Origin of the sequence: Paenibacillus sedimenti, from assembly GCF_014534655.1 — a bacterium.
Classification (GTDB): domain Bacteria; phylum Bacillota; class Bacilli; order Paenibacillales; family NBRC-103111; genus Paenibacillus_E; species Paenibacillus_E sedimenti.
In genome coordinates this window covers 100,603-112,759 of sequence record NZ_JACVVD010000011.1, presented here as the reverse complement: position 1 = coordinate 112,759, position 12,157 = coordinate 100,603, and the positions used below count along the sequence as shown (strand labels likewise).

Sequence of the window (12,157 nt, the reverse complement as noted above, 5' to 3'; positions counted from 1 at the left end):
GACTTCAAATAAGAAGAGCTTACTCCTAAGTGAAAGCAACTTAAGAGAAAGCCCTTGTGCGTAAGTATAGGGAAAAGCAATTATCTGCTGAATTTACCAGCTAGTTGCTGTTCAGCAATTTGGACGAGACGACGAGTGATGTTACCCCCGATTGCACCTGCATCGCGAGTAGCCATGAAGCCCATGTAGCCATCTTGAGGAATTTGAATACCCAATTCTTGAGCAACTTCATACTTCAATTGGTCTAAAGCTTGATTAGCTTGTGGAACCACGAGTTGGTTGCTGCCGCGGGATTGTCCTGCTGCCATCTGTTATCACCTCCAGTAATAGGTAGTATAATCTTTTCTGAAAATTCTACTCATTTCTGAAATTGGAAATTTCCACCACAAAAATAGGACGACTCAGGCAAGAAATCACAGTCTTTGCTATAATGGTTAAATCGAACATTCGGGGTGGAGGTGGGTCTATGTTTGATTTGTCTGTAACGGGTTGGTCGTTAGATAAAGATTTACAAATTATTCAAGCAGATGTGCGTTTGGCTGTAGAAGATAGCGTTATTATTGAAGAGCCGCTATGCGTCGATGTAGGACTTCCAGCGTTCCTATATAGTGCGCTAAACGATACAGAGCCAAATCGGTTCGCGCCTGCCGATCAGTGGGAGCGGATGCCGTTCTTCGTCTGCGGCTGCGGTGATCCGGAATGCAGAGGGTTTTCCTTCACGGTGAGTCATTTGAACGACGAGCAATTAGAGTTAAAGCTTGTGGAAGAACGATCGAACGGTACCTATCGTGAACTGGAAAGCCATATTGTCAGAGCGGCTGAATATCGCGGGCAATTGCTTGAACTGGGTCAAACGTATCTTCAGTTTGTTCAAGGGCTGGATTACAGACCCTATTTTGCCGATACGGTGAAAGTCGTTACCGGGCTAGTGGATCAATTACAAGAACAAGTACGGAGAGTGTAAGATGGCGCAAGCGAAATTTTATGTGGTTTGGGTAGGACATCAGCCTGGCATTTATCGTACATGGGCGGAGTGCCAAGCTCAGACAAAGGGTTATCCGCAAGCGCGGTTCAAGTCCTACGAATCTGAGGCTGAAGCCCGGAAGGCTCTGGAAAGAGGATGGCAGAAATCGCTGGATTTTTCGGGGAAAGCGAGTGCTTCAAGCACTGCACCAGGAAAGTCCGGAAGCGCAGAGGCGGCGCCGGATGTTGACTATGACAGCATTTCAGTCGATGTGGGCTGTTCGGGTAATCCGGGCATCGTTGAGTATAAAGGCGTGGATACGAGGACAGGGGAAATCATTTTTTATCAAGGTCCTATCGCTAAAGGAACGAACAATCTGGGCGAGTTCTTAGCTATTGTGCACGGACTTGCTTATCTGCAGAAGCAGGGCAGCAATAAAACGATTTATACCGACTCGGTTACGGCACTCAGCTGGATTCGTAAGAAAGAGGTTTCGACCAATCTGGTAAGAGATACCTCGACAGAAGAGATTTGGACGCTGGTGGATCGTGCGCTCAAATGGCTTAAAACCCATACGTATACGAACAAAATCGTGAAATGGGATACGAAAAAGTGGGGCGAAATTAAGGCTGATTTTGGGCGAAAGTAGAGAGAAGTCGAAAAATATAAAATCTGATTGACGGGATTGCCTTCCAGTGCTAATATACTGAATAACAATTCCTACTAAACGACTCGGAGTAATAATCCGATTGATTAGATTGGATATGAGACAAGCACTATATTGGGGAGGGTAACCATGAGAAAGAAGAGTTTAGTAAGTCTATTTATCATTTTGGCCTTAGTCGGCAGCTTGCTTGCAGCATGCGGTCAAAAAGCCAACACCGGCGCATCGGCGGCACCTGAGGCAAGCGCAAAAGCGGGAGAGGCCAGCAAGCCGGCGGACGCTGCTAAAACAACTGATTTAACCGGAAAGAAAATTGCACTCGTGATGCAGTTCAATACAGGAACATTTTCCTCTCAGTATGTAGAGGGTGTGAAAGAGCAAGTTGAAAAGCTTGGCGGTAAAGTAACGGTATTCGTTGCGGATACGGATTTGGCGAAAATGGCATCCAACCTGGATGCGGCCATTAACCAGAAGTTCGACGGTATTCTGATCGACCACGGAACGGCTGAGGCGCTGGAAGCCGGCGTGAAGAAAGCGCTGGAGAAAAAAATTCCGGTCGTTAGTTTCGACTCCATCCTGAACGTGCCGGGTGTTACATCCTTGGAACAAGGCGATCAAAAAATGGCTGAATCCACACTGGAACAGTTGGCCAAAGACGCTGGCGGCAAAGGAAACATCGTGAAAGTATGGGTAGCGGGTTTTGCTCCAATGGAACGCAGACAGCTTGCTTACCAAGCATTCCAAAAGAAATATCCGGATATTAAAGAAGTGGCCGCTTTCGGAACAGCGAAAGACCCTGCTTTAGATACGCAAACGCAAATGGAAGCCATTTTGAAGAAATACCCTAATAAAGGTGACATTACTGCGGTATGGGCAGCATGGGATGAGTTCGCTAAAGGCGCAGCTCGCGCGATCCAACAAGCAGGCCGTACAGAGATCAAAGTATATGGTATCGATCTTAGCGACGAAGACCTGCAATTGCTGCAAGATCCGAAAAGCCCATGGGTCGCTTCAGCTGCGGTAGATCCGAAAGATATCGGACGCGTGCAGGTACGTTATCTGTATCAAAAGCTGCATGGCGATCAAACGCCTGATAAAGTAGTTCTTGATCCTGTTTATGTATCCCGCGATCAATTGCCTAAGGATAAGCAAATCAATACGACTCAACTTAGCGAATACGTAAAAGGCTGGGGAGGCAGTCAACAAGGCTATACCGACTGGTTAAAAGCAGCAGAAAAAAAATAAGTTGAACGTAGAGTCCCATCGCCTTAAAGCGATGGGACTTTCAGATTGACACGAGAGGTGAAACAGATGTCGGCCGATAACGCGCCTTTGCTGCAAATGAAAGGCATCTCCAAATCATTCCCCGGCGTAAAGGCGCTGCAAGAGGTTGATTTTGAGCTGCAAAGCGGCGAAATTCATGCTTTGCTCGGTGCTAACGGAGCCGGGAAAAGTACCTTGATGAAGATACTCTCCGGCGCTTATACGAATGATGATGGCTGCATCTCGGTAAGCGGGCACACCGTGATGATACGAACACCTAAAGAAGCTATGGCGCAAGGGATTTACTGTGTGTATCAGGAAGTAGATACGGCGCTCGTTCCAGAGCTTACCGTGACGGAGAACGTCATGATGGATAAGCTCGTTCAAGGCGAAGCTTGGGTGAGCTGGCGCAAGCTGCATCGCGAAGCGGCAGCGATTCTCGCCAAGATCGGCGCCTCCTTTTCCGTACGCAGCAAGGTCGATGAACTGAGCATCTCCCAGAAGCAGCTCGTTCTAATTGCCAGAGCGATGGCGCATAAGGCGAAGATCATTATTTTCGATGAGCCGACGGCGCCGCTCAGTCTGGAGGAGTCGGAACGGCTGTTCCAGATTATGGACAGCCTGAAGCGGGAGGGAGTGGGGCTCGTCTTCATCTCCCACCGGCTCCAAGAAGTGTTCCGGATCGCCGACCGGATCACGATCATGCGCGACGGCCGCCGCGTGCTCTCGCGGGCGGCTGAAGAGTTGGACATCGCCGGGGTCATCGAGGCGATGCTGGGCAAAACCTTCACCGAGGAGTTTCCTAAAGCCGATGTGCCCATCGGCGATACCCTCCTCGAGGTGAGAGATCTGCGCCGCGGCACGAAGGTGCGCGGCGTCAGCTTTGACCTCCGCCGGGGGGAAATCCTCGGTGTGGTCGGTTTGGTCGGCGCCGGCAAGACGGAGTTGAGCCGGCTGATCTTCGGTGCCGACGCCGCAGACGGCGGCGAGGTGCGGCTCGCCGGGCGTAAGCTCGCGCTGCGCCAGCCGGAGGATGCCGTGCGCGCCGGCATCGCGCTCGTGCCCGAGGAACGCCGCAAGCAGGGCGTTCTGGTGGAAGAATCGGTGAAGCGCAATCTGTCGCTTCCGATTCTGCGCATGCTGAGCACGCTCGGCTTCGTGAAACGCGGAGCGGAGAGTGCGCATGCATCGAAACTGGTTGAGCAGCTCGGCGTGCAGCCGCGTGATCCGAATCGCGCCGTGAAACACTTGAGCGGCGGCAACCAGCAGAAGGTCGCGGTCGGCAAATGGCTGCCGACAAACGCGGACGTCTATATGTTCGACGAGCCGACTAAAGGCGTCGACGTTGGCGCGAAAAGCGACATTTTCCGCTTGATCGGGCAGCTCGCTTCGGAAGGCAAGGGCATCATTTACTTATCATGCGAGCTGAATGAAATTATCGGCATTGCGGATCGCATCCTGGTGATGAGCTACGGTTCTGTGGTGAAGGAGCTGTCCCGCGCGGAAGCGACGCAGGATCTCATTTTAACTTATGCCAGCGCGGGGGAGGCTGAATAGCTTGAAAGAAAAGAGCCTTGATTTTTCATTTAAATATGGGGCATTATTCGTTATTGCACTTGTCGTTATTGTATTTTCCATTATTAATGAGAATTTTATGACGTATGACAACATTGCCGACATCCTGAGGTCGATATCCATCGTAACATTCGTGGCGATCGGGGTGACCCTGTCGCAAATTGTAGACGGCTTTGACTTGTCTGTGGGTTCCACGGTTTCGTTATCTACGGTTGCGGCAGCCGCTTTAATGGTCTGGTACGAGCAGCCGCTCATTCTGGTATTGATTGTCCCTATTGTGATCGGAGCGCTGATCGGTCTGTTGAATGCGCTGCTGATCGTGAAGATCCGTATCCCGGATTTGCTGGCTACTCTGGCAATCATGTACATGATAGGGGGCGTGCAAAAAACGTTTACCAAAGGCTTTTCCATTTACAACAATATGAGATTCCAGGACGGTACGGTGGCCCCCGGGAAATTCTCGCCTGAGTTTCTATGGATCGGGCAGGGAAAACTGCTTGGCGTACCCGTTCCGGTTATTCTTATGATTGTCGCCGTTATTGCTGTGCATGTATTCCTGACCTATACTCGCTGGGGACGTCAGCTTTACATTACGGGCGGCAATCGGGAAGCGGCACGTCTATCCGGGATTTCCGTTAACAAAATCCGTTTAGCGGCCTATGTGTTGTCGGGCGTTTTCGCGGGGCTCGCCGGGATTCTTTACGCTTCGCGGGTCGGGTCCGGTCAAATTGACGCCGGGGCCCCTCTTTTAATGGAAGCCGTAGCTTCCGTTTTCGTTGGCTACTCCGTGCTTGGCGCAGGCAAGCCGAATGTCATTGGCACGTTTTTTGGGGCGGTGCTCATTGGCGTGCTGCTGAACGGACTTACGATGCTGAATGTGCCCTATTTCGGCTTCGACATTATCAAAGGCGGGGTGCTGGTGCTCGCGCTGGCCATTACTTTTGTACATTTGAACCGGCGGAAAGCTTAGTGTCGTGATTGGAAGCCCGCATTGACCGATTGGATTCGGCGAGATGCGGGTTTTCTAATTTTATCCGTCACATTGACGCGGGAACATACTAAAGGGAGAAAAAACATTAAAAGTGTGGTATGATAGATTCATTGTTTTGCGAAATAGCGAAAAAAATCGAAAAAAGAGAGACTTTGAGCTATGCTCAAAGATCCTACAATGAATATTAGGAGGAACAACAGATGGCTAATCCAAAAATGCGAAGCGACATGATCAAAAAAGGTTTCGACCGCGCCCCACACCGCAGTTTGCTGCGTGCAGCCGGCGTTAAAGAGGAAGATTTCGGCAAACCGTTTATTGCGGTCTGCAACTCTTATATAGACATTATTCCTGGCCACGTTCACCTGCAGGAGTTCGGTAAGCTGGTGAAGGAAGCGATCCGCGAAGCGGGCGGCGTTCCTTTCGAGTTCAACACGATTGGGGTCGACGACGGGATTGCGATGGGTCACATCGGTATGCGTTATTCCTTGCCGAGCCGTGAAATTATCGCGGATTCTTTGGAAACTGTTGTGAATGCGCATTGGTTCGACGGTCTTATCTGTATTCCCAACTGTGATAAAATTACACCGGGCATGATCATGGGTGCTCTACGCGTCAACATCCCGACGATGTTGGTAAGCGGCGGCCCGATGAAAGCCGGTAAAGATAAAAACGGTAAATCGATCTCCTTGTCCTCCGTATTCGAAGGTGTCGGCGCTTTCCAATCGGGTAAAATCGACGAAAAAGATTTGGAAGAGCTGGAGCAATACGGTTGCCCGACATGCGGATCCTGTTCCGGTATGTTCACAGCGAACTCCATGAACTGTCTGGCTGAAGGTCTTGGTCTTGCGATGCCAGGTAACGGTACAATTCTTGCTGTTGCCGAAGAACGCAAGCAATTCGTTAAAGATTGCGCGAAGCAGCTGATGGTGTTGATCGAAAAAGACATCAAGCCTCGCGATATCGTGACAATCGAAGCCATCGACAACGCGTTTGCCTTGGATATGGCGATGGGCGGATCGACAAACACGGTTCTTCACACACTCGCTATCGCTGCTGAAGCAGGCGTTGATTACCCGGTTTCCCGCATTAACGAAGTGGCGGAGCGCGTTCCTCATCTTGCGAAAATCGCGCCGGCTTCCGATTATCACATCGAAGATGTGCATTTAGCGGGCGGTGTTAGTGCGATTATTAATGAGCTTTTGAAAAAGCCGGGCGCTTTCGATGGCGATCGCATCACGGTAACCGCGAAAACGCTGCGTGAAAATGTAGCTGGCTGTGAAATTCAGAACACGGATGTTATCCGTCCATTAAGCAATCCGCATAGTGAAAGAGGCGGACTTGCGGTTCTGTTCGGTAACCTTGCTCCGGAAGGAAGTATCGTAAAGGTAGGCGCCGTTGATAAATCCGTTGGCGGCCGTCACGTAGGTCCGGCGATCTGCTTCAACTCCCAAGATGAAGCTCTGTATGGAATTGCTAACGGCCATGTTAAAGAAGGTCATGTCGTTGTAATTCGTTACGAAGGTCCGAAAGGCGGCCCGGGTATGCCGGAAATGCTTGCCCCAACATCCCAGATCGTAGGAATGGGACTCGGAGCTAAGGTTGCGCTGATTACAGACGGTCGATTCTCCGGCGCATCCCGCGGGATCTCGATCGGTCATATGTCGCCTGAGGCGGCTGAGGGCGGACCTCTTGCTTTCGTCCAAGACGGCGATATTATCGATGTCGACATGGACAACCGCAAAATTGAATTGCAAATCAGCGATGAAGAGTTTGCGAAGCGCCGTGAGAGTTGGACGGGCTTCGAGCCGAAAATCCAAACAGGCTACTTGGCGCGTTATACCAAATTGGTGACTAACGCAAGTGCCGGCGCGATTCTAAAAATCTAATTACTTTAATAAGCTTTGTTTGTAGAGCAGTGTGGTTGCTGCCTATAAACAAAGCTTTTTTATTTTTTGGCTTTGTTATTCTTCATTGTTGATTTCTAACCATGAGATAAACCTCTATCGAGGTCTTTCGAAGATGTGCGACCGCGTTCAGCGGAAGGTTTATTCGCCAATACGAATTTCGTTTTCCGACTCATCGGAAACTTATAAATTCTTATGTGGTAAGACAAACCACCTAAACAATTAGCGATCAATTCGAAACTATTGTTACCCCATATATATACTCGAAAAATCATACAGATTTATCCTTCAAACGGTAATATCCATAGTTATACACGAAAAATCATACACAAAAGCACTAATTGAAGCGAAGAGCCCGATTTTATATGAAATTTCATACAGAATCGTTGTTTCTGTGATTACTGAACATTCGCAGTTCCGCTCTTTTTTAAGGCCCGTTACTTAAATAAAGAAAATCAACAACAAAGTTTAACAGAGCCTTTTTTTTTATATTTATTCGCTAATTTTAGAAAAAACACAAAAGAAGTCGTGTTATAATAAGTCGAATTTCATCAGATTATGACTTTAGGAGGGTTCCGAATGGGCACATCAAAAATTTTGAAATGGGTTACAGGCGGACTGGAGATTTTGCTGGGTATTCCTGTTTTAGGCGGCGCTATCGTACTTGGATTGGCTTGGACACCGCTTGCCGTTATGCTCGTTTTGCATATTATTACGCTTATTTTTTCTAACAAGGAACATACCAGTAAGACGGGAAGTATTGTAGGTATTATCACATCTTGCGTTGCTTGGATTCCTTTTGTAGGTATGATCATGCATATCATAAGCGGTATTCTTTTATTGATCGCAGCCGCGAAAAAAGATCACACCAATACGTTTTCCTCCTAGTTGGTAACTATAACGGATTATTTCGCCCCTGCTGTCGGATCTATCAGACGGCAGGGGTCGTTTATTTCAAGCTAAAAAGAAATGCATAGAGAGCAGAGAGCCCGCTAATACGGTCAAGGCAACGACGATGGAAAGAATTAGCACGAAGCGGGCTTTGAAAATGGAAAGCATCATCAATGTGCTTTTTACATCAATCATGGGGCCGAACACGAGAAAAGCGAGCAGCGAACCTGATGAAAATGTCGAGGAGAAGGATGCGGCGATGAATGCGTCCGTTGTTGAACACAACGAGAGCAAGTAGGCTAAGCCCATCATGAACATATGGGAGACGAAAGGTCCTTGGCCGATGGCGGATAAGCTGTCTTTGGCTACGAAGGTTTGAATGAGTGCGGTTAGCAAAGCGCCTAGCATTAAATATTTGCTCATCTCGAGCAGTTCAGTAGTCCCGTGGCTGAGCATGGTGGTCATGCGGCCACCGTGAGCGTGGCTGTGGTCGTGTTCATGCTCATGGGAGTGGGCATGGTGATGATGGGTATGAGAGTGACCATGAGATTCGTGAGCATGAAGGTGCTCATGCCCGGCACGATTAGGCCCTGAGCCCGTTACTGCTTGAAACGTATGACGCAAGGGATTGCTCTTTAAGAAACGAGTCAGTATAAAACCGACTGTAAGCGCAACGCCGAATGTAAGTCCCATGCGGGAATAAGCCATTGCCGGCTCGTCTCGAAAAGCCATGAAAGTCGATGCAAAAACAATCGGATTCAGAATGGGTCCGACGAGGATGAAAATAACGGCGATATAGACGGGCATACCTTTTTTCATGAGCCGACGCACAAAGGGTATCATTCCGCATTCACATAGCGGGAACATGATGCCGAGCAAGCAGGCGAAAAGAATTCCCCCAAGCGGGTGACGCGGCGTCAACCGACGGATCATCGTTTCAGGAATGAAGTTTTCTACGACTGTGGAAAGGATGATACCTAGCAGCATGAACGGCAGCGCATCGAGAAAGATATCCATGAACGCAGCGAAAATGAGCTTGATTTCATGGGTAACTAAGGTAATATCCGGAAGCTGTTTGGTGGTCACGATCAAGATCAGCAAAAGCATACAGATGGCCGTGGAGATGGGAAGACTCCACCGATACAGAGTTGAAACCAAGTCGCATTACCCCTTTGTCCGAAAAATTCAATATTTTCTATCCTATGTGTAAGAGGCGACAGATAGGACAACATGCTTGGTTGACATTGCAAAGAGAGGGTGTATAATGGTATAAAATCAGTAAGCGATGACAGGAACAAGTAAGCTTGATACCCGTTTCTCAGAGAGCCGGTGGATGGTGCGAACCGGTGGAACGACCAAGTTGAATGGATCCTTGAGCTTGAGGCTGAACGCGGATGCAGGTTACCGGAACCTAGGCCGGTTGGAAGAACCTACTCTGTCCAGTATGCCAAACGGCAGCTCCCCGTTATCGGAGCCTGAAGGTCTCATGAGTCGGCTTCTTATGCTCAGAGGCAAATTAGGGTGGTACCACGGTCTCTCGTCCCTTGCGGGGAGAGGCCTTTTTGTTGTTTTTATTTTAGCTGAAAATGGAGGATATGAAGATGAAAAGAGTACTATCCGGCATGCAATCGAGCGGCCAATTGACAATCGGTAACTATATTGGCGCGCTGCGGAATTATGTAAAGCTTCAGCATTTGCATCAATGTTTTTTCATGGTCGTGGATATGCACGCCATTACGGTTCCTCAGGAGCCGGCAGCACTTCGGGAACAGACGGAAATGGCTGCCTCGCTGTACGTAGCAGCTGGGCTGGATCCTAACAAGGCATCCATCTTCCTGCAGTCACATGTGAGTGCACATGCTGAACTGGGATGGATCATGACAACGTTAACCCACATGGGCGAGCTGGAGCGTATGACGCAGTTCAAAGACAAATCCGAAGGCAAAGAGTCCGTCGGTGCAGGTTTGTTTACGTATCCTTCCCTTATGGCTGCCGATATTTTGCTGTACAATGCGGATATCATTCCGGTAGGGGATGATCAAAAGCAGCATCTGGAGCTTACGCGCGACCTGGCGAACAGGTTCAACAATCGTTTCGGTGAATATTTCACCATGCCGGAGCCTTACATGCCTGAAGTCGGGGCAAGGATCATGTCTTTGGACGATGCGTCCAAGAAGATGAGCAAGAGCAGCCCGAATCCAGGCAGCTTTATCGGTATGCTCGATGAGCCGGATGTAATTCGTAAGAAGCTGAGCCGCGCGGTGACGGATTCCGGGCGTGAAGTCAAATATGATCCGCAGAACAAACGCGAGGTCAGCAATCTGATGAGCATTTACTCGCATTTTGCGGATATGAGCATTGTCGAGATCGAGGCGAAGTACGAAGGACAAGGCTATGGACCTTTCAAAAAGGATTTGGCGGAGCATTTGGTCGCTGTCTTGGAGCCGATTCAAAAACGTTACCGCGAAATTCGCAGCACCGGCGAAATTCATGACGTCTTGAAAAAAGGTGCGCAAGAAGCTGCGGAAGTCGCAAACCAAACACTGATTGAAGTAAAGAAACGGATGGGATTCGTTCTGTAATACAAATAAAAGGGATTGATGCAGAAGATTTCTGCTCAATCCCTTTTGTTTGGCTATGAGAAGATCACAAATCATAAATTAACCGAGGACTTCATCGTCTCGTTCCTCGCCACACGGTAATAAATCTCCTCGTACTGCGCCATGACGGCAGCAGCGGAGAATTGATCGCGAGCATGCTGCATACTTGCAAGGGAAAATTCGCTCCACATCTGCGAATCGCGGAGCAGCTGTATGGCGTAGTCCGCCATTTGCTTCGTATCACCGACCGGAGCTAAGAAGCCGTCGATGCCGTGCCGGACAACTTCGGGAATGCCCCCGGCATCGGATCCGATGGTGGGGACGCCCGCAGCCATGGCTTCCAGGGCGACCAAACCGAAGCTCTCTTTCTCCGAGGGAAGGAGGAGAAGATCGGCGAGCCCAATGACTTCGGCGACGTTATTTTGCTTGCCTAGAAAGTGAACCCGGTTTGTAAAGCCGAGTTCCTTGACCCGGTTAACGGCTTTGGCAAGCTCGGGGCCTTCTCCCACGAATATGAGATGAGAAGGTATCTGTTTATGTACCGCCGCGAAAATATCAATGACGTCGGTAATACGTTTAACCGGCCGAAAATTGGACATGTGCAGCAATATTTTTTCATGAGGCAGAGCAAACCCGGCTCGGAGCTGCGGATTGGCTGGCGCGATATAATCACGTGGATCAACGAAGTTATAAACAAGCTCAATTGGCTTCTCAACGGCCAGAACCTCGTACGTTTCCGTAATCAAATCCTGCGAGACGGCCGTAACCGCATCGCTTTCATGAATCGCCATGCGGATTAAATCGCGCAGCGAAGGATCGTGACCCAGGATTGTAATGTCCGTACCGTGAAGGGTGGTGACAACTTTCAAATGATCGCCCACCATCTGCTTGGCCAGATAAGCGCATATGGCATGCGGTACGGCATAATGGACATGTAGCAGATCTAGTTCTTCTTGCTTGGCAACCTGCGCTAACTTGTTGGCTAGTGCTAAATCATAAGGCGGGTAGCGGAAGACATAGTAATCACTGACTTCGACTTCGTGATAATAAATATTGGAATGATATTGACCAAGCCGAAACGGCATCCGGTCGGTAATGAAATGAACCTCGTGGCCTTTTTCAGCAAGCATTTTGCCAAGCTCAGTAGCTACAACACCGGATCCGCCCAGTGTCGGATAGCAGGAAATACCGATTTTCAGCATCGGATTCACCTCGTGGTTTACAAATTATTAATTTATTTCAATAATAAAATATTTTCATTTCGGTAATAAATAAGATGAAAAAAAGTAGTGTAACAGGACAACT

11 protein-coding genes and 1 other annotated feature are annotated in these 12,157 nt (G+C 49.0%); of the genes, 8 read left to right on the top strand and 3 right to left on the bottom strand.

The features are described 5' to 3' along the window. Positions 1-80: 80 nt before the first annotated feature. Entirely contained in the window at positions 81-308 is a 228-nt protein-coding gene (locus tag ICC18_RS25490; protein ID WP_188177275.1) for an alpha/beta-type small acid-soluble spore protein, read from the bottom strand. 158 nt (positions 309-466) lie between these two features. On the opposite strand from ICC18_RS25490, the gene ICC18_RS25485 reads away from it, so the two are divergent. From ICC18_RS25485 to ICC18_RS25455, 7 genes are all read left to right on the top strand, one after another. Then, complete coding sequence (locus tag ICC18_RS25485; RefSeq protein ID WP_188177274.1) at positions 467-964, top strand: hypothetical protein; 498 nt, start codon at positions 467-469, stop codon at positions 962-964. Position 965: 1 nt separating this feature from the next. Then, the gene (gene rnhA, locus ICC18_RS25480; RefSeq protein ID WP_188177273.1) at positions 966-1,613 is read left to right on the top strand and encodes a ribonuclease H; all 648 of its coding nucleotides are present in this window, start codon (positions 966-968) and stop codon (positions 1,611-1,613) included. Positions 1,614-1,760: 147 nt separating this feature from the next. Then, positions 1,761-2,873, top strand: coding sequence for a sugar ABC transporter substrate-binding protein (locus ICC18_RS25475; RefSeq protein ID WP_188177272.1), 1,113 nt, complete (start codon positions 1,761-1,763; stop codon positions 2,871-2,873). Between the two features lie 66 nt (positions 2,874-2,939). After that, complete coding sequence (locus ICC18_RS25470) at positions 2,940-4,448, top strand: sugar ABC transporter ATP-binding protein (RefSeq protein WP_223192857.1); 1,509 nt, start codon at positions 2,940-2,942, stop codon at positions 4,446-4,448. 1 nt (position 4,449) lies between these two features. Then, positions 4,450-5,436: an ABC transporter permease gene (locus ICC18_RS25465; protein WP_188177271.1), complete on the top strand. Its 987-nt coding sequence runs from the start codon at positions 4,450-4,452 to the stop codon at positions 5,434-5,436. A 221-nt stretch (positions 5,437-5,657) separates the two neighbouring features. Then, the gene (ilvD, locus tag ICC18_RS25460; RefSeq protein WP_188177270.1) at positions 5,658-7,343 is read left to right on the top strand and encodes a dihydroxy-acid dehydratase; all 1,686 of its coding nucleotides are present in this window, start codon (positions 5,658-5,660) and stop codon (positions 7,341-7,343) included. A 597-nt stretch (positions 7,344-7,940) separates the two neighbouring features. Further along, positions 7,941-8,249, top strand: a complete 309-nt coding sequence (locus ICC18_RS25455) for a hypothetical protein (protein WP_188177269.1) — start codon at positions 7,941-7,943, stop codon at positions 8,247-8,249. Positions 8,250-8,315: 66 nt separating this feature from the next. On the opposite strand, the gene ICC18_RS25450 is transcribed toward ICC18_RS25455, so the two are convergent. Then, entirely contained in the window at positions 8,316-9,410 is a 1,095-nt protein-coding gene (locus tag ICC18_RS25450) for a permease (protein WP_223192856.1), read from the bottom strand. Positions 9,411-9,528: 118 nt separating this feature from the next. Further along, positions 9,529-9,800 (top strand) — a binding site (T-box leader). A gap of 53 nt (positions 9,801-9,853) precedes the next feature. Here ICC18_RS25450 and trpS point away from each other — a divergent pair. After that, the gene (gene trpS, locus ICC18_RS25445) at positions 9,854-10,834 is read left to right on the top strand and encodes a tryptophan--tRNA ligase (protein ID WP_188177268.1); all 981 of its coding nucleotides are present in this window, start codon (positions 9,854-9,856) and stop codon (positions 10,832-10,834) included. Between the two features lie 71 nt (positions 10,835-10,905). Here the strand turns inward: trpS and bshA are convergent, their stop codons facing one another. Then, a complete protein-coding gene (gene bshA, locus ICC18_RS25440; protein WP_188177267.1) occupies positions 10,906-12,063 on the bottom strand; it encodes an N-acetyl-alpha-D-glucosaminyl L-malate synthase BshA in 1,158 nt (385 codons plus the stop codon). Positions 12,064-12,157 lie beyond the last annotated feature (94 nt).